Genomic DNA, 23,894 nt, shown 5'->3' with positions numbered 1-23,894 from the left:
AAGCCGCGGGCCCAGATCAGCTCCTGGCCATTGACCAGGGCAATCGACAATCCCGCCACATTGTCCCGAGCCATCTCCCGGGGAATGCGGGTTTGCAGGTAGCGGATGATTGCGCCGTAATCGCCTTTTTGAATCGGCGGCGGGGCAGGCGGTTGCGAGTGGCAACCGATACTGCCCAACAGGCAACCCAATAGCGGAATACCGCGCAGTCTGCGAAACATCAAGAGCACCCGAATGATGATTTGGATGCTGGAATGCTAGGGCGGCGGGGGCCGAGAATCTTTGAGTGCTTTGTCGGGAAACTGTCAAAGACTGTTAACGGCCGCTTATAAAAACATCAGGATTTGCCCAAGGGGGCGGGCATCAACGTGGCAATCAGGGCGCGAATGGTCCCCGGCAGCGCTTCCAGCTCGCGTACCAGAATGCTGCGCTCGCGAATCGCCCAGGGCTCGTCCAGTTTCACCGTCACCAGTTGCATGGTGCGGCTGTGACGCAGGGCGGCGGACTCTGGAATGATGCCAATGCCCACGCCGGCCTCGACCATCCGGCAGATCGCCTCGAAGCTCGAGACCTGGATACGCAGCGACAATTGCTTGCCCAGACGCTCGACGTGTTCGCGCAGGAAACTCAACAGCGTGCTGCCTTCATGCAGGCCGATATGCTGATACGCCAGGGTCTGCTCAAGGGTCACCGAAGGCTGGTCGGCCAACGGATGCCCGACGGGCACCATCAGCACCAGTTCATCAGTGCTGAAATGCAACACCTGCAGGCCGGACGCTTCCACGGGGCCGGCGATGATGCCCATGTCACTGGTGCCATCGAGCACGCCGCGCACGATGTCCCGCGACAGGCGTTCCTGCAGATCGACAGTGACGCCCGGACGCTGCGACAGAAAGCCTGCCAGAACCTCCGGCAAAAATTCGGTGACCGCCGTGGTGTTGGCGAAGATACGGATATGCCCGGCCGAATCCACGCCGTATTGGGTGAACTCGCTTTTGAGGTAATCCACCTGGCGCATAATCAACCGCGCATGGTGTAACAGGCGCTCGCCTGCCGGGGTGATCTCCACGCCCCGGCTATCGCGGTACAACAGGCGCGTGTCGAGCTGACCTTCCAGGGCCTTGATCCGCGCACTGGCGGCAGCCGGCGACAGGAAGGCGCGCTTGGCACCCTGGGTGAGGCTGGGGGATTCGGCGATATGGATAAACAGGCGCAGGTCGGCGAGATCAAAGTGCATGCAAAACTCCCAAACAACAGGTTTCCTGTGGGAGCTGGCTTGCTGTGGCGAGGGAGCTTGCTCCCGCTCGACAGCGCAGCTGGAGCCGGCTTTTTTGGGGGCGCTACGCACCCCAGCGCAAGCAAGCTTGCTCGCCACAGCAAGCCAGCTCCCACATTGATTCACGGTGTGGCTGTAAGCGTTCAGCATAACCGAACGCTGGTTTATTGAAATGCAAATTCTCAGAACGGGCTGGCCCTTGCATGATCCCAGGCAGACACCCACTGCCCGAGGAATTGCACCCGATGAGCGCCACCGATTGGATCGGCCGAAGCGAGACCGCCCACGACCACCTCAGCCATAACCTGCTCAAACGCATCGCCGCCACGTTCGGTGAAGCAGTGCCCGCCGACGGTGAAGCCGTACCTGCGCTGTGGCAATGGTGTTTTTTCCAGGACCCGTTGCCGGAGTCGGCCCTGGGCGGCGATGGTCATCCGGCCCGCGGCGGGTTCTTGCCACCCGCCGATAACCGCAATCGCATGTGGGCCGGTGGGCGTATCGAGTTTCTGCACCCGCTGCGTGCCGGTGAATCGGCCACCCGTGTGTCGACTATCACTCAGGTTGAAGAAAAGACCGGTCGCACCGGTTCGCTGCTGTTTGTCACGGTGCGCCACGACTATTCCCAGGCCGGGCGTCTGGCCATCCGCGAGGAACAGGACATCGTCTACCGCGAACCCACGCCACCCAAGCCTGGCAGCGGCGACGCGCTGGCCCGGGGCGAATGGACAGAGGCCGTCGAGCCGACGCCGACCCTGTTGTTCCGCTACAGCGCCGTGACCTTCAACGGCCATCGCATTCATTACGACTATCCCTATGTCACCGGCACTGAGGGTTACAGCGGCCTGGTGGTGCATGGCCCGCTGATCGCCACCTTGAACCTGCGTGCGTTCTGCCGGGCGCACCCTGAGGCGACCCTGCGCCGCTTTGCCTATCGCGGTGTGCGCCCACTGATTGCGCCACAGCCTTTTGAGGTCGGCGGCCGCATCACCGCAACCGGCGTCGCGGAACTCTGGGCTGGCAACACTGAAGGCCTGGCGCAGACCGCCCACGTGCATTTCGAATAACCCGATAACAACAGGCGGAGAGCCGTTAATGAATGCCCATGACAACGAAGAACTCAATGCCATCCGCGACGGCGTGCGCGCCTTGTGCGCCGAGTTCGATGCCGCTTACTGGCGCAAGATCGATGAAGAAAAAGGCTTCCCCGAAGCCTTCGTCAAGGCCCTGACCGACGCCGGTTGGCTGTCGGCCATGATTCCCGAAGAATACGGCGGTTCCGGCCTGGGCCTGGCCGAAGCCTCGGTGATCCTTGAGGAAGTCAACCGCTGCGGCGGCAACTCGGGAACCGTACACGGCCAGATGTACAACATGTTCACCCTGCTGCGTCACGGCAGCGAGGCGCAAAAACGCTTCTACTTGCCCAAGCTGGCCAGCGGTGAGTTGCGCCTGCAGTCGATGGCCGTCACCGAGCCCACTACCGGCACCGACACCACCAAGATCAAGACCACGGCGATCAAGCGCGGCGACAAGTACGTGATCAACGGCCAGAAAGTCTGGATCTCTCGGGTACAGCATTCCGACCTGATGATCCTGCTGGCGCGCACGACGCCCTTGGCCGACGTAAAGAAAAAATCCGAAGGCATGTCGATCTTCCTGGTAGACCTGCGCCAGGCCATCGGCAACGGCCTGACCGTGCAGCCCATCGCCAATATGGTCAACCACGAGACCAACGAGCTGTTCTTCGACAACCTGGAGCTGCCCCTGGACAGCCTGATTGGCGAGGAGGGCAAGGGCTTCAAATACATCCTCGATGGCCTGAATGCCGAGCGCACGCTGATTGCCGCCGAGTGCATCGGTGACGGCCGCTGGTTCATCGAAAAGGCCAGCGCCTATGCCCGCGACCGTGTGGTGTTTGGCCGGCCCATCGGGCAGAACCAGGGCGTGCAGTTCCCGATTGCCGAGGCGCATATCGAGGTCGAAGCGGCCGACCTGATGCGCTGGCGTGCCTGCGAGGAATACGACAGCGGCAAAAACGCCGGGGCCAGTGCCAACATGGCCAAGTACCTGGCGGCCAAGGCGTCCTGGGAAGCGGCCAACGCCTGCCTGCAAACCCACGGTGGCTTCGGCTTTGCCTGCGAGTACGACGTGGAGCGCAAATTCCGCGAGACCCGCCTGTACCAGGTGGCGCCGATCTCCACCAACCTGATCCTGTCCTACGTGGCCGAGCATTTGCTCGAACTGCCACGCAGCTTTTGAGGGCCTGAGCATGAGCCCTACCCAAGCCCTGTGCCGGTTCCTGGCCGAGCTGACGTATTCACAATTGCCCGAGCCCGTGCTGGCGCGCACCGAAGAGCTTTACCTGGATTGGCTCGCGTCCGCCTTGGCCAGCCAAGGCGCGCACCCGATTCCCTTGTTTGAACGCTACGCGCAGAAGATGGGGCCGAGCAGCGGTCCGGCCCAGGTGATCGTCAACGGCACCGGCACCAGCGCGTATTTCGCCGCACTGGTCAACGCCGCCTCCTCACACCTGGTGGAGCAGGATGACCTGCACAACAGTTCCGTGCTGCACCCGGCCACCGTGGTGTTTCCCGCCGCGTTGGCGGCTGCCCAGGACCTCGGCAAGTCTGGCCGTGAAATGTTGCTGGCCTCGGTGGCCGGCTACGAGGCGGGGATTCGCATCGGTGAGTTCATGGGCCGCTCCCACTACCGCATCTTCCACACCACGGCCACGGTCGGCACCCTGGCGGCGGCGGTCGCGGTGGGCAAGTTGCTCGATTTCAACGAAGAACAATTCATCAACCTGCTCGGCAGCGCCGGCACCCAGGCTGCCGGGCTGTGGGAGTTTCTGCGCGATGCCGCCGACTCCAAGCAACTGCACACGGCCAAGGCGGCGGCGGACGGCTTGCTGGCGGCTTACCTTACGGCCGATGGGCTGACCGGCGCGCGAAATATCCTTGAAGGTGAGCAAGGTTTGGCGGCCGGTATGTCCAGTGATGCCCAACCGGGCAAATTGTCTTCCGAGCTGGGCAGCCGTTGGGCGCTGGTGGAGACCTCGTTCAAATTCCACGCCTCCTGTCGCCACACCCATCCTGCTGCCGATGCGCTGCTGGCCGTGATGCAGCGTGAAGGCTTGAGCGCTGCGCAGATCTCCCAGGTGCGAACCCACGTGCACCAAGGCGCCATTGACGTACTCGGCCGAGTGACGGTGCCGGCCACCGTGCACCAGGCCAAATTTTCCATGGGCACCGTGCTTGGGCTGATCGCTGTGCATGGCAAAGCCGGGTTGCCTGAATTCCATGAGCTGGCGTTGACCGATCCTGCGGTCGCGGCGTTTCGCGACAAGGTCAGCATGACCCTGGACCCGGAAGTCGACAGCGCCTACCCGCAACGCTGGCTGGGCCGCGTCACGGTCACCACCACCGATGGCCGCACGCTGCGCGGTGCCATTGATGAACCCAAGGGCGACCCGGGCAACACCCTGAGTCGGGCCGAACTGGCGGATAAGTTCCAGCGCCTGGCCCACTTCAGTGGCGCCCGCACCCCGACCCAGGCCAGAGGCCTGATCGAGCAGGTGTGGAACCTGCGCACTACCGCGTCCATGGCCCATTGGCTTTGAGGGATTTGTCATGACTGAACAACGACCGCTGGACGGTATCACCGTCGTCAGCCTGGAACACGCGATTGCCGCGCCATTTTGCACGCGCCAACTGGCCGACCTCGGTGCCCGGGTCATCAAGGTCGAACGCCCCGGCACCGGCGATTTCGCCCGTGGCTATGACGAGCGGGTGCGTGGCCTGGCGTCACATTTCGTCTGGACCAACCGCTCCAAGGAAAGCCTGACCCTGGACCTCAAGCAGGACGAGGCGGGCGTCATTCTGGATGCGCTTTTGGCCGATGCCGACGTGCTGGTGCAGAACCTTGCCCCCGGCGCGGCGGCGCGCATGGGCTTATCGTTCGAGGCGCTGCACGCGCGCTTTCCACGGCTGATCGTCTGCGATATTTCCGGCTACGGCGAAGGCGGGCCCTACGAGAAAAAGAAAGCCTACGACCTGCTGATCCAGAGCGAGGGCGGCTTTCTCTCGGTGACCGGAGGCCCAGGTGAAGAACAGATGGCCAAAGCCGGTTGCTCCATCGCGGATATCTCCGCCGGGATGTACGCCTACAGCGGCATTCTGTCGGCGCTGCTGCTGCGCGGCAAAACCGGCCAGGGCAGTCGCATCGATGTGAGCATGCTCGAAAGCCTGGTGGAGTGGATGGGCTACCCGATGTATTACGCCTTCGACGGCGCGCCGCCGCCACCGCGTGCGGGTGCCGCGCATTCGACGATTTACCCCTACGGGCCGTTTCCCACCGGGGGCGGCGGCACGGTGATGCTCGGCTTGCAGAACGAGCGCGAATGGGCGGCGTTCTGCGACAAAGTGCTGCTCACCCCGGCATTGGAGACGGACGAGCGCTTCAGCGCCAATTTCAAGCGCTCGGCCAACCGCGAGGTGCTGCGCCAGATCATTGTGGAGCGCTTTGCCCAACTGGACGTCGAGGCGGTGATCCAGCGCCTGGAGCACGCGCAAATTGCCAGCGCCCGGGTCAACGACATGCAAGGCGTGTGGGACCACCCGCAACTCAAGGCCCGCGACAGCTGGCGTGACGTCGACAGCCCGGCGGGGCCGTTGCCGTCGCTGCTGCCACCGGCCCGTAACGCTGCGTTTACCCCGCGCATGGACGGCGTGCCAGCGCTGGGGCAACACAGCCAAGGCATCCTCGGCCAGTTGGGTTACTCCATTGAGGCCATTAACAGTCTGCGCGAGCGCGGCGTTATCTAATCAGGAATCACGTGATGCCAAAGCCTTTAGTACGTTCTGCGCTGTTTGTGCCGGGCAGCCGCCCGGAGCGGTTTGCCAAGGCCCTTGCGAGCGGCGCCGACGCAGTGATTGTGGATTTTGAAGACGCGGTAGAAGAACCGCTCAAGCGTCAGGCCCGGGATAATCTGGGCGCGTTCCTGCACGCCCATCCTGAGGCCCAGGTGTGGGTGCGCATCAACGCGCCGCAACATGCCGAGCATTTTGAGGACGTGGCGTTCTGCAAGGCCCATGCAAATGTCGCCGTGGTATTGCTGCCCAAGGTCGAAAGCGCGGCCCAGGTGGCTGTGGTGGCCGCGACCGGCAAGGCTATCTGGCCGATTATCGAAAGCGCACGCGGTTTGCTGGCACTGGCGCAGATTGCCCAGGCGCCCCAGGTGGAGCGCCTGTCGTTCGGCGGCTTGGACCTGGCGCTGGACCTGAACCTGAGCAGTCACTCCCGCGCCGCTGAATTGGCCCTCGACCAGGCGCGCCTGGCGCTGATCGTGCATTCGCGCGCCGCGGGCCTGGCGGCGCCGCTGGACGGCGTGCACCCGGCCATCGACGACCCCGAAGGCCTGCACCGTTCGATCCGACACGCTTATGAAATGGGTTTTGCCGGGGCGTTGTGCATTCATCCCAAGCAAGTGGCGGTGATCCATGCCGCGCTAGCGCCGAGCGCCCAAGAGCTGGCCTGGGCCAGGCGGGTGGTGGAGGCGGGCGCCCATGGGGCAGGGGCTTATCAGATTGATGGGCAGATGGTGGATGCGCCGGTGTTGCTGCGCGCTCAAAGGCTGCTGGCCGCGCAACTGTAACTGACAAAACCGGGAACGAAGTGTGGGAGCTGGCTTGTCTGCGATAGCGGCAGAACAGTCAATGTCTGTGTTGCCTGACACACCGCTATCGCAGGCAAGCCAGCTCCCACACTGGACGCGTTCGGCCAGGCCGAACGCAGGTATCTAAAATTCGAAATTCACGACACGCGTTACATCAGGCACCTTGCCTTAAACACAACAATAAAAAGGTGATTCCCATGCTCAAGCTTTCCCGGGCGCTGCTGTGCGCCGCCACCTTGTTTACCGCAGGCCTGGCCCAGGCGGCAGACCCGATTGTGATCAAGTTCGCCCACGTGGTGGCCGAAAACACCCCTAAAGGCCAAGGCGCGCTGCTGTTCAAAAAGCTTGCTGAAGAACGCCTGCCCGGCAAGGTCAAGGTCGAGGTGTACCCGAACTCGTCGCTGTTTGGCGATGGCAAGGAAATGGAAGCATTGCTGCTGGGTGATGTGCAGATGCTGGCGCCGTCCCTGGCCAAATTCGAGCACTACACCAAGCAAGTGCAGATCTACGACTTGCCGTTTCTGTTCAACGACCTGGCCGCCGTCGACCGTTTCCAGGCGGCCCAGGGCAAGCAACTGCTGACCTCGATGCAGGATAAAAACATCCTCGGCCTGGCCTATTGGCACAACGGCCTCAAACAACTCTCTGCCAACAAGGCCCTGCATGAACCCAAGGACGCCCGTGGCCTGAAGTTCCGCGTGCAAGCTTCCAGTGTGCTCGAAGAACAGTTCAAGGCGATCCGCGCCAACCCGCGCAAGATGAGCTTTGCCGAGGTTTACCAGGGCCTGCAGACCGGTACCGTGAATGGCACCGAGAACACGTGGTCGAACTATGAAAGCCAGAAGGTCAACGAAGTGCAGAAGTACTTCACCGAGTCCAACCATGGCCTGATCGACTACATGGTGATCACTAACGCGACGTTCTGGAACGGCCTGGCGCCGGATGTGCGTAGCACCCTGGAGCAGATCATGGCCGAGGTCACCGTGGAGGTGAACAAGCAGGCCGAAGCGCTGAACCAGTCGGCCAAGCAGAAGATCATCGACGCCAAGACCAGCGAAATCATCGAACTGACCCCCGAGCAACGTGCGCTGTGGCGCGAAGCCATGCGCCCGGTGTGGCAGAAGTTCGAAGGCGAGATTGGGGCTGACCTGATCAAGGCGGCGGACGCTTCCAACCAGTAATCCCCTGTGGGAGCGGGCTTGCCCGCGATTGCGGTGTGTCAGTTGATACAACTGGCGGCTGGTCCACCGCTATCGCAGGCAAGCCAGCTCCCACAGGTTGACCTGGTTTTTACCTATCTCTGCCACGCGAGGTTTTGCCATGCAAACGCTAAGGCGCGTCTGGGAGCACCTGGAGGAAGGCTTTATCGCTTTCCTGCTGGCCGCCATGACCCTGGTGACGTTCGTCTACGTCATGCTCAACAACGTCTACACCCTGTTCTTTGCTCTGGCCGACAAATGGGCCTGGAGCAGCCCCTTCTTCAATGCCCTGGGCGACGGCACCATGACCTGGGCCCAAGAGATGACCTGGAGTGTGGCGCTGACCAAGGCGATGTTCGGCTGGTTGATTTTTTTCGGCATTTCCTACGGCGTGCGCACCGCCGGCCACCTGGGCGTGGACGCGCTGGTGCGGCTGACCCGGCGCCCGGTGCAGCGCCTGCTCGGCATGCTCGCCTGCCTGTGCTGCCTGGCCTATGCCGGGCTGTTCATGGTGGCCAGCTACAAGTGGGTGAGTGCGGTGATGACCGCGCATATCGGCGCCGAAGACCTTGACCAGTTCGGCATCGATGTCGGCGACATCGTGGTGATCGTACCCATTGGCTTTGCGTTGGTATTGATCCGCTACCTGGAAATTTTCTACCGCATCTTTACCCACCGCCAGGTCGGGTTGGGGTTGGCCGATGAGGCCGGTGAGGCCAGCAAGTTGGCCGGCAGTCATGAGGAGCGTCACTGATGGCCGTGCTCTGTCTGTTTTTGCTGTTGTTCGTGTTCATGTTCCTGGGCGTGCCGATTGCGATTGCTCTGGGGCTGTCCGGTGCGGTGTCGATCCTGATGTTCAGCCAGGACTCGGTGAGTTCCCTGGCGATCAAGCTGTTTGAAACCAGCGATGCCTACACCTTCCTGGCGATTCCGTTTTTCCTGTTGTCCGGTGCCTTCATGACCACCGGCGGCGTGGCCCAGCGGCTGATCGACTTTGCCAACGCCTGTGTCGGGCATATCCGCGGGGGCCTGGCGATTGCGGCGGTGCTGGCGTGCATGCTGTTTGCAGCGCTGTCCGGGTCGTCACCGGCCACGGTGGCAGCAGTGGGTTCGATTGCCGTGGCGGGCATGGTGCGTTCCGGCTATCCGAAGGAATTTGGTGCGGGCATCATCTGCAATGCCGGGACCTTGGGCATTCTGATCCCGCCGTCGATTGTGATGGTGGTGTATTCGGCGGCGACCGAAACCTCGGTGGGCAAGTTGTTCATGGCCGGGGTGATTCCGGGCTTGCTGCTGGGCCTGATGTTGATGGTCGCGATCTACATCGTCGCCCGCATCAAGAAGCTGCCGGCGCAACCCCGGGCGACATTCCGTGAGTGGCTGAGCTGTGCACGCCGAGCGTTCTGGGGCCTGTTGCTGCTGGTGATCATCCTCGGCGGCATATACAGCGGCATGTTCACCCCGACCGAAGCGGCGGCAGTGGCAGCCGTGTATTCAGCATTCGTCGCGCTGTTCGTCTACAAGGACATGAAGCTGCGCGACTGCCCCAAGGTGCTGCTGGAGTCGGGACGCCTGTCGATCATGCTGATGTTCATCATCGCCAACGCCATGCTGTTTGCCCACGTGCTGACCACCGAACAGATCCCCCAGCAAATCACCGCGTGGGTGATCTCCGAAGGGCTTACGCCGATTGGCTTTTTGATCATGGTCAACGTGGTGCTGCTGATTGCCGGCAGCTTTATGGAGCCTTCGGCCATTGTGCTGATCCTGGCGCCGATCTTTTTTCCGATTGCGATGAAGCTCGGGATCGACCCGATTCACCTGGGGATCGTGATGGTGGTGAACATGGAAATCGGCCTGGTGCACCCGCCGGTGGGGCTGAACCTGTTCGTGACCTCGGCGGTGACCGGGCTGACATTGGGGCAGACTATTCGCGCGGCGATGCCGTGGCTGATGATCCTGTTGGTGTTCCTGATCATGGTGACGTACTTGCCGTTCATTTCCCTGGCGCTGCCGCAGTGGCTCGGAATGTAGGGTGGGAGGGGGCTTGCCCCGATGGCGGTGGGTCAGACACTTCCTCATCGGGGCATAGGTATCTACACAACTCAGGGACGACGCTGGCCCTGTGGCGAGGGAGCTTGCTCCCGTGACTACCGACGGCGGACGCTGATCTAACTGACGCGCCGCGATCCAAATGTGGGAGCTGGCTTGCCTGCGATGGCGGCCTTATTGGTCCATCGCACTCAAGATCGCGTGCGCTACTTTCACCCGTTCGGCATTCGGGTAGTTCCGGTTCGCCAGAATCACCACCCCCATGTCCTTGCTTGGCACGTACGCCACGTACGCACCAAAGCCGCCAGTGGACCCGGTTTTGTTGTACAGCACATTGGCAGGCTGCGGCTGGGCGGGTTTGAGCCAAGTGACCTTGTGCGGCTCCATCGCCATCGGTGTGGAGTTGCCGTCCAGCAACGCTTGCAGGCTGATGGGGTAGGGGTAGCGTTCCCAGCCCAGGCCCTGGGTCATGCCGTTGACGGTGTAGTAGCCGGCGTGAGTGGTGGCAATGGCCTGTTGCACCGGTTGTTCCAGGGTTTGCGGGTGCATGTTCGCGATCACGTAGCGGGCCAGGTCCTGGCTGCTGCTCTTGATGCCGTAGGCTTCGAAGTCCAGGGCGCCGGGGTTGACGCGTACCGGTTTCTGCTGGCTGTCATAGCCCTGGGCGTACTGGCCGGCCTTGTCAGCGGGGACGCGAGTATAGGTATTGGTCAAGCCCAGCTTGGGCAGCAGGGTTTTTTCCATGGCGACGGTGAAAGGCTGGCCCAGGCTTTTTGCGGTCACGTAACCGAACAGGCCAATGCTGGGGTTGGAGTAAAGGCGTTGTTCCCCCGGCGCATAAGTGGGTTTCCAATGCTGGAAGTAATCCATCATGGTGGTTGCACTGTCGGCGGCATCCGGAAACTGCAGCGTCAGGCCGCCGGCGGTATAAGTGGCCAGTTGCAGCAGGTTGATGCGATCGAACGCGCTGCCAGCCAGGACGGGCAGATGTTGGCTGGTCATGTCCGATAGCTTGAGCTTGCCGATGGCTTGGGCATACCCGCCGAGGGTGGCGTTGAAGGTTTTGCTCACTGAGCCGATTTCGAACAAGGTGTTTTCGGTGACGGGTGCCTGGGTGTCTTTGGCGGCGACGCCGTAGTTAAAGTATTGCACCTTGCCGTGTTGGACGACCGCGACCGTCAGGCCCGGGATGCCTTGCTGTTTCATCAGAGGGGTGACGTGGCTGTCCACGACCTGGCGCATATCGGTGGCGGCCATGCAGCTGCCGGCGCCGAGCAACAAAGCTGAAGCCGCATATTTTTTCAGGGTGTGTTTCATGGTTCGCTTCCATGTAAATAAGGCAATGACGATCGGAGCCTGCGCAGGCGTGGCAAATGTAGGTGGATTTCCGGGTGTCGGCAAACGATGATATCTCGCACCTGCCATTAGAAAAATTTGGGTCAAGCCATGTTGCGTTCCCACCTGCCGCTCAATGCGTTGCGCGCCTTCGAAGCGTCGGCGCGCCATTTGAGCTTTACCCGTGCGGCCATTGAGCTGTGCGTGACCCAGGCGGCGGTCAGTCATCAGGTCAAAAGTCTCGAAGCGCAACTCAACGTCACGCTGTTCAAGCGCCTGCCACGAGGCTTGATGCTCACCAGCGAAGGCGAATCCCTGCTGCCCGTGCTGCGTGACGCCTTCGACCGTATTGCCCTGACCTTGGATCAGTTTGAAGGCGGCCATTACCGTGAAGTCCTGACGGTGGGGGCGGTCGGTACCTTTGCGGTGGGCTGGTTGTTGCCACGCCTGGCGGATTTTCACAGCCGCTACCCGTTGATCGACTTGCGCTTGTCCACCCACAACAATCGCGTGGATGTCGCCGCCGAGGGCCTGGATTATGCCATCCGCTTTGGCGCCGGCGCGTGGCACGGCACCGACGCCTGCCCCTTGCTTGAGGCACCGTTGACGGTGTTGTGCGTGCCGCAGATTGCCGAACAACTGCACAGCCCGGCTGACGTACTGAAACACACCTTGCTGCGTTCCTACCGTGCCGATGAGTGGAACCTGTGGTTCCAGGCCGCCGGTTTGCCCAGCGATACACGGATGCCGCGCAGCGTGGTGTTCGACTCTTCGCTGGCGATGATGGAGGCCGCGCTGCAAGGGACTGGCGTAGCACTGGCGCCAGCCCTGATGTTTTCACGGCAATTGGAGAACGATGTGATCCGCCAGCCGTTCGAGGTGGGGATCACCACCGGCAGCTATTGGTTGACGCGCTTGCAGTCGCGGGCTGAGACACCCGCGATGTTGGCGTTCAAAGGGTGGTTGCAGGCAAGTGTTGGATAACATTTGGGGAGGCAGGCCCTCATTTATGTAGGAGCGAGCTTGCTCGCGAAAAACTCCCAGGCGCCGCGTCTATCCAGGACGCCCGCGTTATCGTTGTCGTTTTTCGCGAGCAAGCTCGCTCCTACATCAGGTATTGGCGGAACCATCCCAGGGTGCGTTCCCAGGCAAGGTTCGCCGCTGCTTCGTCATAGCGCGGTGTCGAATCATTATGAAAACCATGATTGGCGCCCTTGTAGATAAACGCCTCATACCTCGTCCCCGCGGCCTTCAATGCCTGTTCATACGCCGGCCAGCCTTCATTGATGCGCGTATCCAGCTCACCGAAATGCAACATGACCGGCGCCTTGATGCGGGGCACGTCCTTGGCGTCGGGTTGGCGCCCGTAGAACGACACTGCCGCGCCCAGTTCCGGGTAGGCCACCGCCGCTGCATTGGTCACGCCACCGCCGTAACAGAACCCGGTGATGCCGACTTTGCCCGTGCTGCTGTCGTGCTGCATCAGCCACTCGATGGCGGCGAAGAAGTCGTTCATCAGTTTGGTCGGGTCGACGGTCTGCTGCAGGGCCACGCCTTTTTCATCATTGCCAGGGTAGCCGCCCACCGAGGTCAGGCCGTCCGGGGCCAGTGCGATAAAGCCGGCCTTGGCCAGGCGTCGGGCGACGTCTTCGATATAGGGGTTCAGGCCCCGGTTTTCATGCACCACCACCACGGCGGGCAGCTTGCCTGCCGCCTTGGCTGGGCGCACCAGATAGCCGCGCACGGTGCCGTTGCCTTTGGGCGAGGGGTAGGTGATGTAGTCGGCGACGATATCCGGGTCGGTGAATTTCACCTGCTCGGCCAAGGCGTAATTGGGGCTCAGGGCCGCGAGCAATGCCGAAGCGGTGAGGCCACCGAGGGTGAACAGCGCGGCGCGGTCTAGAAATTCGCGGCGGTTGATCTTGCCGTGGGCATAGCCGTCGTAGAGTTCCAGCAGTTCGGGAGCAAAGTCTTTCGCGGTCAGACGAGTCATCGGTGCAGTCCTCGATTAGCGGTTGCCGTCACTGTAGACCAGGATCAAACCTCGCGGCCATGGGCGGCGGCGGCCAGTTGCCCGGTGTCGACGCGCACGAACACCGAGTCGCCGACGGCGGTGAGCACACTGCCTGCATACACTTCGCAGACCACCCGGCTTTTGCGGCCGATTTCGCCTTCGACCCGAGCCCGCAGGACCAGGGGCACACCCATGGGCGTGGGCTTGATGAATTTGATCCCCAGGTTACCGGTGACACAGTCGATACGCGGCAGGCTGCCGGGTTCACGCTGTTCGGCGCGGTAGTGGTAGGCCATGGCGGTCCAGTTGGAGTGGCAGTCCACCAGCATGGCGATCAGGCCGCCGTAGACCAGGTCTGGCCAGCCGCTGTATTTGGCCTCGGGTTGATGCTCGGCAATGACGTGTACGCCATCGTCATCCCAGCGGCTCTTGATGTGCAGACCATGAGGGTTGCTGCTGCCGCAGCCGTAGCAGATGCCTTCCGGCGCCGTGGTGTCCTGGAGAGAAGCGCTGTGCATGCAGAGTCCTTGTTATTTTTTGGGCGACGCTTCTATTTAGCAGGCCAGGGGTTAGCGAGCAAACTTCTTCGCCCCGGCCACGCAGCCGATCACCGCCACCGTCACCAGCACCATTCCCAGGCTGACCTGTTCATGCAGCAAACCCGCTGCCAGCGCCAGGCCGAAAAACGGTTGCAGCAACTGCAACTGGCCCACCGCGGCAATCCCGCCCTGGGCCAGGCCGCGGTACCAGAATACAAAGCCGATCAACATGCTGAACACCGCCACGTAGCCCAGGCTCAACCAGGCCGGCAAGCTGATACCGCTGAGGGTAGACGGCGCCAACAACAGGCTCAAGGGCGCCACCACCGGCAGCGACACCACCAGCGCCCAGCAGATCACCTGCCAGCCGCCCAGGCTGCGCGACAGCTTGGCGCCTTCGGCATACCCCAGGCCGCATGCCAGCACGGCCAACAGCATCAGCACATCGCCCGCGGGGGCGGCGCTCAAGCCTTGGGCAACGGCATATCCCATCACCAACAGGCTGCCCAGGATCGAAAACAACCAGAACACCGGCCTCGGCCGCTCACCGCCGCGCAGCACACCGAACACCGCCGTAGCCAGTGGCAGCAAGCCGATAAAGACGATGGAGTGGGCCGAGGTCACGTACTGCAGGGCCAGGGCCGTCAGCAGTGGAAAGCCGATCACCACGCCAAGCGCGACGATAACCAGCGGTGCCCATTGCTGGCGCGTGGGGCGTTTTTCCTTGAATACCCCCAATAGGCACAACCCCAGTAGCGCCGCGAGGGTGGCGCGGACCATGGTCAGGAACACCGGGTCGAACTCCATGACCGCCAGGCGCGTGGCTGGCAGCGAACCGCTGAAAATCACCACGCCGATAAAACCGTTGATCCAACCCTGGGTGCTGCTGTCCAGAGTGCCGAGAGGAGAAGTGCGTTCCATGGGGGACCTGTCCGAAAATGGCAGTTGCGTGCTGGGCATCCTAGGATTGAAGATTAAGACAATCAAAAAATTGTCATGGATACATCCCTATGCCTCGTGCTCGCTACAAGACGCTGGTCGATACCTTCGCCGAGGCCATCCGCAGCGGCCAATTGCAGCCCGGCACGCGGTTGCCTACCCATCGGCATTTGGCCGCCGAGCATGGTCTGGCACTGGTCACCGCCAGCCGGGTGTACAGCGAGCTGGAAGCCATGGGCCTGGTCAGTGGCGAAACCGGGCGCGGCACCTTCGTACGTGAGATTGCCTTGCCACCGGGGCAGGGCAGTGGGCAGATGACGGTTGCGACGGGTGTGCTTGACCTGAATTTCAACTACCCGTCGTTGCCGGGCCAGGCCGAGCTGCTGCGCACGGCGTTGCGCCAACTCGCCCTGTCTGGCGACCTGGAGGCGTTGCTGCGTTACCAGCCCCATGCCGGACGTGTGCACGAGCGCGCCGCCGTGGCCCGGCACTTGTTGAACCGAGGGTTGACGGTGCAAGCCGAGCAGGTGCTGGTGGTCAGCGGCGCCCAGCATGGCCTGGCGGTGAGCATGATGACCTTGCTCAAGCCTGGGGATGTGGTCGCGGTGGATGCACTGACCTATTCGGGGTTCAAGGTGCTGGCCGAAACCCTGCACCTGGAACTGGTCGCCATCCCAGTCAAGGCCAACGGCCCGAACCTGGACCACCTGCACAGCCTGTGTCGCCAGCGCCCGGTGCGAGCGGTGTACAGCATGCCGACCCTGCATAACCCGCTGGGCTGGGTGATGAGCCTGGCGCAGCGCGAGCGCTTGGTGGCAATCGCCCGGCAGCGCAACCTGATGATCATCGAGGATGGCGCCTATGCGTTTCTCGCCGAAGAAGCGCCGCCGCCCTTGGCGACCCTCGCACCGGAGCGCACGGTGTACATCGGCGGGCTGTCCAAGAGTGTCGCCACCGGTTTACGCGTGGGCTTTATCGCTGCGCCTATGGCTTGGGTGAGCGGCTTGGAACGCACGATCATGGCTACCACCTGGAACGTGCCGGGGGTGATGAGCGCGATTGCGGTGGGCTGGCTCGAAGACGGCACGGTGGCGCAACTGGAGGCGCAAAAGCGCGCGGATGCACAGGCCCGTCAAGCGTTGGCAGCACAGGTGCTGAGGGGCGTGAAGACCATCAGTCACCCGTCCTCCTACTTTCTGTGGCTGCCGTTGGCGGAAGACGCCCGTGCCGATCAGGTCGCCATGACCTTGCAGCGCGCAGGCATCTCGGTTTCAACCGCCGAACCGTTCGCGGTCTCGGCCCAGGTGCCCCACGCGCTGCGCCTGGCCCTGGGCTCAGTGCCCATGGCGGCGCTGCGTGAGGCGCTGGTGACGGTGCGTAAGGTGGTGGCGTGGTGAGCGAACACATAGCCACAGGGCTTGATTTGAAATACGGGCAAAATGTGGGAGCTGGCTTGCCTGCGATGGCGGCCTGACAGCCGACACTGTTATACCGAGTACATATCCATTCCTGCGGTAACGGCCACTTAGGGTTCCGCCTGACGGCGGGTCACTTTCGAAAAGCGCGAAAGTAACCAAAGCGCTCTTGCCCCACCACTCGGCACCTCGCTTAGGCTCGGTGTGCCCGAACGCAGGCTTGAATCCGTGGGCCGCCGCCCCGCGCCATCCATGGCGCGGGGCGGCTAACCCGGCGTCCTGCCGGGTTACCCACGAATTCAAGCCTGCGTTCGGCCAGAGTGGTTTAACGGGGCGCCTGAGATCAAGATCAAAAGCAGATCAAGATCAAGAGCGGCTCGCTTCGCATCGTGGTTACCTTTGGGCGGCACATTCGACATCTCTGTCGATTGAACGGCCGCCATCGCAGGCAAGCCAGCTCCCACAGGTGACCGCGTTTAGCGGGCTGCCAATGGTGGCGTACGCGGCGGGATCATCCGTTTGCTGCCGGTGGCTTCGAACGCCGAGGCAAAGCGCAACAGCGCCGAATCGTCATAGGCACGCCCGGCAAAGGTCAGCCCCACCGGCATGCCGATGTCCGCCATCACGCCCATCGGCACGGTGACGGTGGGCACGCCCAGGTGGCGGATGGCGAGGTTGCCGTTGGCCACCCACACGCCGTTGCTCCAGGCAATGTCGGCAGACGTTTCGTTCACATCGGCATCCGCCGGGCCTACGTCGGCCACGGTGGGGAACAGCACGGCGTCGAGCCCGAGGGTGTCCATCCAGTCTTCCAGGTCCAGGCGCCGGGTTTGCTCCAGGCCGCGCAGGCCATCGGGCACGGTGCTGATCTGGTCCCATGGCGTGATGCCGCGTTGGGCCATGCGCACGTATTCGTCCATGCCGGCGGCCAGGTCGTCTTCACGGTTGGGCAGGGTGCCGGGGTCGTGGGGGAAGATGCTCGGCCCGTCCACATCGGCCAGGCGGTTCAGGTGCGGGTCGCCGTTGGCACGCAGGAAATCATCGAAGGCCCATGCAGACAGCTCCCACAGTTCGTCGTGGAGGAACTCTTTAGAGACCAGGCCACGGGTAAACACCGTCGGCGCGCCGGGGCGGTCGCCTTCGCAGTTGGACACCAGCGGGAAATCCACTTCGATCACTTCGGCACCCGCCGCTTCCAATGCCTGGCGCGCGGCTTGCCACAGTTCGATCACCGTGGCGCGGGTGTGGATCTTTTGTCCGGTCGGGCCGCCGATACCGGGTTTTTCGCTGGTGCCAGCCTCCGGGTCGGCGTTGATGTACATGCGCGGCACGCCAAAGCGCTTGCCGGCCAGGTTTTCGCTGTCGACTGCCAGCGCCGCGTAGGACACCGGGCGCACCGAGGTGACGCTGGGGATCGGCACCCAGGGTTGCAGGCGCCACAGGTCACCACGTGTGTCCGGGTCTTCGGCCACCACGACGTCGAGCACTTCCAGCAGGTCGGCCATGGTGCGCGCGTAGGGCACCACCACGTCCATGGTCGGGGTCAGCGGCCAGTTGCCGCGCACCGAAATCACGCCACGGGACGGCGTGTAGGCACACAGGCCATTATTGGAGGCCGGGCCGCGACCGCTGGACCAGGTTTCTTCAGCCAGCCCGAACGCGGCAAAGCTGGCGGCGGTGGCGGTACCAGCGCCGTTGGAGGAACCCGACGCAAACGGCGCGGTGAGGTAGTCGGCGTTGTAGGGGCTTTCGGCGCGACCGTACACGCCACGCTGCATACCGCCATTGGCCATTGGCGGCATGTTGGTCTTGCCCAGGCAGATAGCGCCACCGGCACGCAGACGCTCAATGGTGAAGGCATCGCGCTGGGCCACCAGTTTGGCAAACGCCGGGCTGCCGGATGCAGCCGTCAACCCTTTGACCAGGTAACTGTCCTTGGCCGTGTAGGGGATACCATCCAGCGGCCCCAGGATTTGCCCCTTGGCGCGGCGTGCATCAGACGCCTGGGCTTCTTTGAGCGCATCGGGGTTGCGTACCACCACGGCGTTCAGTGCAGTGGCCGTCTGCGGGCCATCGTAGGCATCGATCCGCGCCAGGTACGCCTGCACCAGTTCAACTGCCGTGGTCTGGCCGGCTTCAAGCGCAGCGCGCAATTGGGCAATGGAGACTTCAGTAACTTGCATCACGTTTTTTTCGCCGCCTTCAAGTGGGGGTATGGCGGCAGTCTACGTACAGATATTTCACAAAACCAGCGCGGCATACTTCGTGTAGGCGGCGCGCAGGACATCTCGAGAAAGACGTCAGCAGGATTGCGAGCGGCAGCCTCTTGTCGCTAAGGTGGCCGCGTTGATTAACGTAGCACTTCAAGGAAGAAACCATGCACAGACCTTATATCGCCCTGGCGGCCTTGCTGGGATTTACCGTCTATACCCTGGCGACCATGCTCACGGCCGAGCAATCACTGCCGGCATTTGGATGGGAACTGATGTCCCGGCCCGATACGGCGCAGGTGGTGATTGACCTGTATCTGATGGCGGTGCTGGCGTGTGTGTGGATGTACCGGGATGCGCGTGGGCGAGGGCGGTCGATGGTCTCAGTGCTGCCGTATTTTTTACTGACGGCAGTGTTTGTGTCGGTAGGGCCGCTGCTTTATATCGTGGTTAATGGGTTTTCTCGTCGGGCCATGAAGTGAGGCTTGTTGCTCCCGTAACGACCTGCCAGCGACGCTGATCTACCTGACGCACGACGATCCAAAGTGGGAGCTGGCTTGCCTGCGATGGCGGCCTGACAGTTGACGCTTCTATACCTGAAGCACCGCGATCCCACATTTGGATCTAGTGGTGTCAGATAAATATGCGCCGACTGTCAGGCCGTCACGGGAGCAAGCTCCCTCGCCACAGGTCCCGCGTCGCCCCAAAGTTGTAGAAAACTACCGCTATGGGGCGATGTGATCGATCAAACGCCTTTGGTCGACGGCAACAGTACCGTGAGGATGCCCACCAGCGGCAGGAACGAGCACAGCTTGTACACATATTCGATGCCGTGATGGTCAGCGAGCATCCCGAGCAGCGCCGCGCCGATCCCGCTGAAGCCGAACATCAGGCCGAAGAATATCCCGGCGATCATGCCCACATTGCCCGGCACCAGTTCCTGGGCAAACACCACGATGGCCGAGAATGCCGAGGCGATGATAAAGCCGATGACCACGCTGAGCACGGCGGTCCAGAACAGGTCGACGTAGGGCAGGGCCAGGGTGAACGGTGCGGCGCCGAGGATCGAGAACCAGATGACTTTCTTGCGGCCGATCTTGTCGCCGATCGGGCCGCCGGCGAAGGTGCCCACGGCCACCGCGCCGAGGAACAGGAACAGGTACATCTGCGAGCTGGCCACCGACAGCTGGAATTTCTCGATCAGGTAGAACGTGAAGTAACTGGTCAGGCTGGTCATGTACCAGTATTTGGAAAACACCAGCACAGCCAATACCACCAGGGCGAAGGTCACGCGGCCTTTGGACAAACCGTGGGTCGCCTGGCTGCCTTGCTTGAGCTTGAACAGGTTGAGGTGGTGGCGGTACCAGCGGCTCAAACCGTACAGCACCAGGATGGCGAACACCGCAAACAGGCCGAACCAGGCAATGTGGCTTTGGCCGTAGGGAATGATGATCGCCGCCGCCAGCAACGGGCCGAAAGCGCTGCCGGTGTTGCCGCCGACCTGGAAGGTCGATTGCGCCAAGCCGTAGCGCCCACCGGAAGCCAGGCGTGCGACGCGGGAGGTTTCCGGGTGGAAGGTCGATGAGCCCACACCCACCAGCGCCGCCGCGAGCAATATCGCCGGGAAGTTGCCGACAAAGGCCAGCATCAGGATGCCGATCAAGGTGCACACCATGCCCGCTGGTAATAACCAGGGTTTGGGGTGGCGGTCGGTGTGGTAGCCGATCCACGGTTGTAGCAGGGAGGCGGTCAACTGGAAGGTCAGGGTGATCAGGCCGACCTGGGTGAAGCTCAGGCCGTAGTTGGCCTTGAGCATCGGGTAGATCGATGGCAGCACAGCCTGGATCAAGTCATTGATCAGGTGCGCCAGGGCACAGGCGCCCAGGACGCGCATGACTAAGGGGCTTACTTGCGGGCTGGTCGAAGGTGCGGCGGGTGACGCTGTGACTGTGGACATGCGGGCATTCCGTACAAGGCAGCTGACAGGCGTGGAGGCGGGCGGCGGTGATGTGAACCGCCACTCCATCTGGACTCGGCGTTTATGCTAGATTCGGCGCCAATGCCTGTCTCGCGCAATTCGGGCAGAAACCATCGCAAAAAGGGCGAAATGATCAAATCACTGGATAAATTTCTGCGAGAGATCGATGAGGGCGACTGGGCCGTCATCAGTTCGGCCACCGATTACCCCGAAAACTGGGTGATCCCCGAACACAGCCACAACAAGCACCAACTGCTGTACGCCATTGGCGGTGTGATGGTGGTGTACTCGGCCCTGAGGCAATGGACGGTGCCGCCCAATCGTGGCTTTTGGATGCCTTGCGGTCAAGTTCACTCACTGCGTTGCGTGGGTACGCTGAAGATGCGCAGCGTGTTCGTGCGCCCGGACAGCTTCCCCAACCTGCCGGCCGAGCCCAAGACGGTGACGGTTTCGCCGCTGCTGAGTGAACTGATCAAGGCCTCGGTGAGCTTGAAGCCGCCGTATGCCGAGGATTCACGCGACGCGCGGATCATGCACCTGATTCTTGACGAACTGGCCATTCTCCCGGCCTTGCCGCTGTCGCTGCCCCAGCCTGCCGACCCGCGTCTGAGACCGATTTGCCTGGCGTTGCAGGATGAGCCGAGTGATGCCTCCACCGTCGCCGACTGGAGTGCGCGGTTGGGATTGGACCAGACCACCATCCAGCGCCTGTTCCGCAAGGAAACCGGCATGACCTTCGGCCAATGGCGCCAGCAGGCGCGGTTGCTGCTGGCGCTGGAGCGCATTGCGGTGGGGGAGAAGATCATTGATGTGGCGTTTGAATTGGGCTACGAAAGCCCCAGCGCTTTTACCAGCATGTTCAAGAAACAGTTTGGTAAAACGCCGAGTCATTTTTTCAAGTAGCGTCGCTCGCCATGGGCGCATGAGCAGGGCGGCGGGATGCCAGGTAAGCCAGCAGCGTGGCGACTACCAGCAAGGCGGCGCTCAGCTCGAAGGTGGCCCGGTAGCCGCACAAGTCGAATGCCACGCCACCGACGGTGGCACCGGCGGCAATCGCCAACTGGATGATGGCGACCATCAACCCCCCGCCGGCCTCGGCGTCGTCGGGCAAGGTGCGTGCCAGCCATGTCCACCAGCCAACCGGTGCAGCTGTCGCTACCAGGCCCCAGCAGCCCAACAGCAGGGTGGTGACAATCGCTGAACCGCCGAACCCCACCAGCGCAAGGGCAATGCCGGCCATGATCAACGGAATGGCAATCAGCGTCGGGTACAGGTGACGCTTTAGCAAATGCTCAATCAACACCGTACCCGCCAGGCCGGCCAGGCCGAGCACCAGCAGCATCAGCGACAGGGTGGACACCTCGACCCGGGTCACGCCTTCCAGGAATGGTCGCAGGTAAGTGAACAGCATGAACTGGCCCATGAAGAACAGGCTGACGGCGCACATGCCCAAGGCCACCTTGGCGTTTTTCAGCAGGCGCAGCGCATTGCCGGTGGCCGCCGTGCCGCTGTGCTTGAGCGCCGGCAAGCTCAGCCACAGCCAGGCCAGCGCAATCACGGCCACTGGCACCACGCAAAAGAATGCGCCGCGCCAGCCAATCAGGCCGCCAAGAAAGCTGCCCAGCGGCGCCGCGATCACCGTCGCCAGGGCGTTGCCACCGTTGACGATGGCCAAGGCCCTTGGCACTTGGGCGGGCTCGACCAGGCGCATTGCCGTGGCCGCCGACAGCGACCAGAAGCCGCCAATCGCCACCCCAATCAATGCGCGCCCGAGCATGAACACCGCGTAATTTGGTGCGAACGCCACCACGCTGCCAGAGACGATCATCAGCAGGGTCAGGGCCATCAGCAGGCGCTTGCGATCCATCCGCGCGGCAACCGCCGCGATCACCAGGCTGGTGAGCAAGGCAAACACCCCGGACACGGAAATGCCCTGGCCGGCCTGGCCTTCAGTGATGTGCAAGTCAGCGGCCAGCGGTGTGAGCAGGCTGACCGGCATGAACTCGGAGGCGACCAAGGCAAACGCCGCGAGCGACATCGCCAGCACCGCGCCCCAGCGTTGCGGTCGAGGGGTAACGGACCTCACTGCAAGTGGCTCTGGAAGAAGGTGGTGAGCGTGTCAAACGGGATCAGTTCGACGCGGTCGTACAGGTCTACATGGCCGGCGTTGGGGATGATCAGCAATTGCTTGGGCTCGGCGGCGCGTTGATAGGCGTCTTCACTGAATTCACGGGAGTGCGCGTTGGCCCCGGTAATCAGCAGCAGTGGGCGTGGCGAGATCGTCTCGATATCGTTGAAGGGGTAGAAGTTCATGAACTTGACGTTACTGGTCAGCGTCGGCCGGGTGGTGGTCTGCGATGAGGCGCCTGCCGGGGTGACTTCGCCGCGGGAGGTGCGGTAGAAGTCGTAGAACTCGTCGCCGACCGGGTCGCCGGTAAGGCTCTGCGGCGTGCCACCGGTGTAGAGGGTCTCGCCGCCCTGGAACTCTACATAGCGCTGGTTGGCGGCCTGGCGCAGGATCTGCTGGCGCTGTTGCAAGGTCATGCCGTGCTTGAGGCCATTGCGGTTGGCCGCGCCCATGTCGTACATGCTGACGGTGGCGATTGCCTTGAGACGCGGATCGATCTTCGCAGCACTGATCACAAAACTGCCGCTGCCACAAATGCCGATGGCACCGATGCGTTCCCGGTCGACCTGTGGGCGAGTGCCGAGAAAGTCCACGGCGGCGCTGAAGTCTTCCACGTAGAGGTCGGGCAACACCGCGTTGCGTGGTGTGCCGGCGCTTTGGCCCCAGAACGACAGGTCCAGGGACAGGGTCACGAAACCCTGTTCAGCCATTTTGGTCGCGTAGAGGTTGGCGCTTTGCTCTTTGACGGCGCCCATCGGGTGGCCGACGACCAGGGCTGCGTGCTTTGAGCCTGGGGCAAGGTGCCTGGGCATGAACAGCGTGCCTGCGACCTGCATGCCGTATTGATTGTTGAAGGTGACAGGTTCGGCCGCCACTGTGTCGCTGCTGTAGAAGTTATCCGCACCGTTAGACATATCGGCTCCAAATGAAGAAAGAGAAGTCACCAGCAAACCCAGGGCGAGCAAGAGGCGTTTCATAGGGATGTTCCTCGTGAAGTGTTCGCACATTTTCCGGGTGACGGCAGGGCTTCTGTAGTGCATTTGAGTGGATTATTTGCCTGATCCTCTGAGTTTCAGTGCCAGGTGACGACGCCCGTGGCTTGCGCGGGTAAAGTGCAATGAAGCATTGAAAGGGTCTG

At 62.4% G+C, this 23,894-nt stretch carries 21 protein-coding genes and 1 pseudogene; 12 read left to right on the top strand and 10 right to left on the bottom strand.

Annotated elements, in window-relative coordinates; all coding sequences use genetic code 11:
- Both JJD66_RS21475 and JJD66_RS21470 read right to left on the bottom strand, forming a co-directional pair.
- Positions 1-221 (bottom strand): annotated as a pseudogene (locus JJD66_RS21475) (serine hydrolase); the annotation flags it as partial.
- 116 nt (positions 222-337) lie between these two features.
- A complete protein-coding gene (locus tag JJD66_RS21470; RefSeq protein WP_034126002.1) occupies positions 338-1,237 on the bottom strand; it encodes a LysR family transcriptional regulator in 900 nt (299 codons plus the stop codon).
- 284 nt (positions 1,238-1,521) lie between these two features.
- On the opposite strand from JJD66_RS21470, the gene JJD66_RS21465 reads away from it, so the two are divergent.
- The 8 genes from JJD66_RS21465 to dctM all read left to right on the top strand — a co-directional run bounded on the left by JJD66_RS21465 (position 1,522) and on the right by dctM (position 10,180).
- Entirely contained in the window at positions 1,522-2,340 is an 819-nt protein-coding gene (locus JJD66_RS21465) for an FAS1-like dehydratase domain-containing protein (protein WP_200648979.1), read from the top strand.
- A 28-nt stretch (positions 2,341-2,368) separates the two neighbouring features.
- The gene (locus tag JJD66_RS21460) at positions 2,369-3,532 is read left to right on the top strand and encodes an acyl-CoA dehydrogenase family protein (RefSeq protein WP_200648978.1); all 1,164 of its coding nucleotides are present in this window, start codon (positions 2,369-2,371) and stop codon (positions 3,530-3,532) included.
- A 10-nt stretch (positions 3,533-3,542) separates the two neighbouring features.
- The gene (locus tag JJD66_RS21455) at positions 3,543-4,892 is read left to right on the top strand and encodes an MmgE/PrpD family protein (RefSeq protein WP_200648977.1); all 1,350 of its coding nucleotides are present in this window, start codon (positions 3,543-3,545) and stop codon (positions 4,890-4,892) included.
- Between the two features lie 10 nt (positions 4,893-4,902).
- Entirely contained in the window at positions 4,903-6,096 is a 1,194-nt protein-coding gene (locus JJD66_RS21450; protein ID WP_200648976.1) for a CaiB/BaiF CoA transferase family protein, read from the top strand.
- A gap of 14 nt (positions 6,097-6,110) precedes the next feature.
- Entirely contained in the window at positions 6,111-6,926 is an 816-nt protein-coding gene (locus tag JJD66_RS21445; RefSeq protein WP_200648975.1) for an HpcH/HpaI aldolase/citrate lyase family protein, read from the top strand.
- A gap of 218 nt (positions 6,927-7,144) precedes the next feature.
- On the top strand, positions 7,145-8,128 hold the full coding sequence (locus JJD66_RS21440; RefSeq protein ID WP_073522239.1) for a TRAP transporter substrate-binding protein: 984 nt from the start codon (positions 7,145-7,147) through the stop codon (positions 8,126-8,128).
- 139 nt (positions 8,129-8,267) lie between these two features.
- A complete protein-coding gene (locus JJD66_RS21435; protein WP_060764246.1) occupies positions 8,268-8,900 on the top strand; it encodes a TRAP transporter small permease in 633 nt (210 codons plus the stop codon).
- A complete protein-coding gene (dctM, locus tag JJD66_RS21430; protein ID WP_014718351.1) occupies positions 8,900-10,180 on the top strand; it encodes a C4-dicarboxylate TRAP transporter large permease protein DctM in 1,281 nt (426 codons plus the stop codon). The genes JJD66_RS21435 and dctM overlap by 1 nt, the downstream gene beginning before the upstream one ends.
- A 192-nt stretch (positions 10,181-10,372) precedes the next feature.
- On the opposite strand, the gene ampC is transcribed toward dctM, so the two are convergent.
- Complete coding sequence (gene ampC / locus JJD66_RS21425) at positions 10,373-11,515, bottom strand: class C beta-lactamase (RefSeq protein WP_200648974.1); 1,143 nt, start codon at positions 11,513-11,515, stop codon at positions 10,373-10,375.
- A gap of 129 nt (positions 11,516-11,644) precedes the next feature.
- Between ampC and JJD66_RS21420 the strand changes: the two genes are divergently transcribed.
- Complete coding sequence (locus tag JJD66_RS21420) at positions 11,645-12,517, top strand: LysR family transcriptional regulator (protein WP_089041808.1); 873 nt, start codon at positions 11,645-11,647, stop codon at positions 12,515-12,517.
- Between the two features lie 121 nt (positions 12,518-12,638).
- On the opposite strand, the gene yghX is transcribed toward JJD66_RS21420, so the two are convergent.
- Genes yghX through JJD66_RS21405 form a run of 3 tightly spaced genes read right to left on the bottom strand, consistent with a single transcriptional unit; the run spans position 12,639 to position 15,007 of the window.
- Positions 12,639-13,526 (bottom strand): YghX family hydrolase, encoded by an 888-nt coding sequence (gene yghX, locus JJD66_RS21415; protein WP_034125993.1) that lies wholly within the window; start codon positions 13,524-13,526, stop codon positions 12,639-12,641.
- A 44-nt stretch (positions 13,527-13,570) separates the two neighbouring features.
- Complete coding sequence (locus tag JJD66_RS21410; RefSeq protein ID WP_054897340.1) at positions 13,571-14,065, bottom strand: PaaI family thioesterase; 495 nt, start codon at positions 14,063-14,065, stop codon at positions 13,571-13,573.
- A gap of 51 nt (positions 14,066-14,116) precedes the next feature.
- On the bottom strand, positions 14,117-15,007 hold the full coding sequence (locus JJD66_RS21405; RefSeq protein ID WP_198716203.1) for a DMT family transporter: 891 nt from the start codon (positions 15,005-15,007) through the stop codon (positions 14,117-14,119).
- 89 nt (positions 15,008-15,096) lie between these two features.
- Here JJD66_RS21405 and JJD66_RS21400 point away from each other — a divergent pair, with 89 nt between their 5' ends.
- Positions 15,097-16,422 (top strand): aminotransferase-like domain-containing protein, encoded by a 1,326-nt coding sequence (locus tag JJD66_RS21400; RefSeq protein WP_200648973.1) that lies wholly within the window; start codon positions 15,097-15,099, stop codon positions 16,420-16,422.
- A 494-nt stretch (positions 16,423-16,916) separates the two neighbouring features.
- Here the strand turns inward: JJD66_RS21400 and JJD66_RS21395 are convergent, their stop codons facing one another.
- Complete coding sequence (locus JJD66_RS21395) at positions 16,917-18,626, bottom strand: amidase (protein ID WP_200648972.1); 1,710 nt, start codon at positions 18,624-18,626, stop codon at positions 16,917-16,919.
- A 191-nt stretch (positions 18,627-18,817) separates the two neighbouring features.
- On the opposite strand from JJD66_RS21395, the gene JJD66_RS21390 reads away from it, so the two are divergent.
- A complete protein-coding gene (locus JJD66_RS21390; protein ID WP_200648971.1) occupies positions 18,818-19,132 on the top strand; it encodes a DUF2834 domain-containing protein in 315 nt (104 codons plus the stop codon).
- Positions 19,133-19,395: 263 nt separating this feature from the next.
- Here the strand turns inward: JJD66_RS21390 and JJD66_RS21385 are convergent, their stop codons facing one another.
- The gene (locus JJD66_RS21385; protein ID WP_003190861.1) at positions 19,396-20,607 is read right to left on the bottom strand and encodes an MFS transporter; all 1,212 of its coding nucleotides are present in this window, start codon (positions 20,605-20,607) and stop codon (positions 19,396-19,398) included.
- Between the two features lie 102 nt (positions 20,608-20,709).
- Between JJD66_RS21385 and JJD66_RS21380 the strand changes: the two genes are divergently transcribed.
- The gene (locus JJD66_RS21380; protein WP_198716564.1) at positions 20,710-21,531 is read left to right on the top strand and encodes an AraC family transcriptional regulator; all 822 of its coding nucleotides are present in this window, start codon (positions 20,710-20,712) and stop codon (positions 21,529-21,531) included.
- Here the strand turns inward: JJD66_RS21380 and JJD66_RS21375 are convergent.
- Both JJD66_RS21375 and JJD66_RS21370 read right to left on the bottom strand, forming a co-directional pair.
- Complete coding sequence (locus JJD66_RS21375) at positions 21,524-22,714, bottom strand: MFS transporter (protein ID WP_200648970.1); 1,191 nt, start codon at positions 22,712-22,714, stop codon at positions 21,524-21,526. The genes JJD66_RS21380 and JJD66_RS21375 overlap by 8 nt on opposite strands.
- Positions 22,711-23,733 carry an alpha/beta hydrolase gene (locus JJD66_RS21370; protein WP_200648969.1) on the bottom strand — a complete coding sequence of 341 codons (1,023 nt, stop codon included), beginning with the start codon at positions 23,731-23,733 and terminating at the stop codon, positions 22,711-22,713. The genes JJD66_RS21375 and JJD66_RS21370 overlap by 4 nt, the downstream gene beginning before the upstream one ends.
- Positions 23,734-23,894: the final 161 nt, after the last annotated feature.

Origin of the sequence: Pseudomonas sp. MF6751, from assembly GCF_016613265.1 — a bacterium.
Classification (GTDB): Bacteria; Pseudomonadota; Gammaproteobacteria; order Pseudomonadales; family Pseudomonadaceae; genus Aquipseudomonas; species Aquipseudomonas fluorescens_BV.
This window is presented reverse-complemented; position numbering and strand designations above follow the sequence as displayed.

Bases quoted from the DNA above. Each gene is read 5' to 3' on its own strand.
- JJD66_RS21470 (WP_034126002.1), bottom strand. From the start codon at position 1,237: ATGCACTTTGATCTCGCCGACCTGCGCCTGTTTATCCATATCGCCGAA.
- JJD66_RS21465 (WP_200648979.1), top strand. From the start codon at position 1,522: ATGAGCGCCACCGATTGGATCGGCCGAAGCGAGACCGCCCACGACCAC.
- JJD66_RS21460 (WP_200648978.1), top strand. From the start codon at position 2,369: ATGAATGCCCATGACAACGAAGAACTCAATGCCATCCGCGACGGCGTG.
- JJD66_RS21455 (WP_200648977.1), top strand. From the start codon at position 3,543: ATGAGCCCTACCCAAGCCCTGTGCCGGTTCCTGGCCGAGCTGACGTAT.
- JJD66_RS21450 (WP_200648976.1), top strand. From the start codon at position 4,903: ATGACTGAACAACGACCGCTGGACGGTATCACCGTCGTCAGCCTGGAA.
- JJD66_RS21445 (WP_200648975.1), top strand. From the start codon at position 6,111: ATGCCAAAGCCTTTAGTACGTTCTGCGCTGTTTGTGCCGGGCAGCCGC.
- JJD66_RS21440 (WP_073522239.1), top strand. From the start codon at position 7,145: ATGCTCAAGCTTTCCCGGGCGCTGCTGTGCGCCGCCACCTTGTTTACC.
- JJD66_RS21435 (WP_060764246.1), top strand. From the start codon at position 8,268: ATGCAAACGCTAAGGCGCGTCTGGGAGCACCTGGAGGAAGGCTTTATC.
- dctM (WP_014718351.1), top strand. From the start codon at position 8,900: ATGGCCGTGCTCTGTCTGTTTTTGCTGTTGTTCGTGTTCATGTTCCTG.
- ampC (WP_200648974.1), bottom strand. From the start codon at position 11,515: ATGAAACACACCCTGAAAAAATATGCGGCTTCAGCTTTGTTGCTCGGC.
- JJD66_RS21420 (WP_089041808.1), top strand. From the start codon at position 11,645: ATGTTGCGTTCCCACCTGCCGCTCAATGCGTTGCGCGCCTTCGAAGCG.
- yghX (WP_034125993.1), bottom strand. From the start codon at position 13,526: ATGACTCGTCTGACCGCGAAAGACTTTGCTCCCGAACTGCTGGAACTC.
- JJD66_RS21410 (WP_054897340.1), bottom strand. From the start codon at position 14,065: ATGCACAGCGCTTCTCTCCAGGACACCACGGCGCCGGAAGGCATCTGC.
- JJD66_RS21405 (WP_198716203.1), bottom strand. From the start codon at position 15,007: ATGGAACGCACTTCTCCTCTCGGCACTCTGGACAGCAGCACCCAGGGT.
- JJD66_RS21400 (WP_200648973.1), top strand. From the start codon at position 15,097: ATGCCTCGTGCTCGCTACAAGACGCTGGTCGATACCTTCGCCGAGGCC.
- JJD66_RS21390 (WP_200648971.1), top strand. From the start codon at position 18,818: ATGCACAGACCTTATATCGCCCTGGCGGCCTTGCTGGGATTTACCGTC.
- JJD66_RS21385 (WP_003190861.1), bottom strand. From the start codon at position 20,607: ATGTCCACAGTCACAGCGTCACCCGCCGCACCTTCGACCAGCCCGCAA.
- JJD66_RS21380 (WP_198716564.1), top strand. From the start codon at position 20,710: ATGCCTGTCTCGCGCAATTCGGGCAGAAACCATCGCAAAAAGGGCGAA.
- JJD66_RS21370 (WP_200648969.1), bottom strand. From the start codon at position 23,733: ATGAAACGCCTCTTGCTCGCCCTGGGTTTGCTGGTGACTTCTCTTTCT.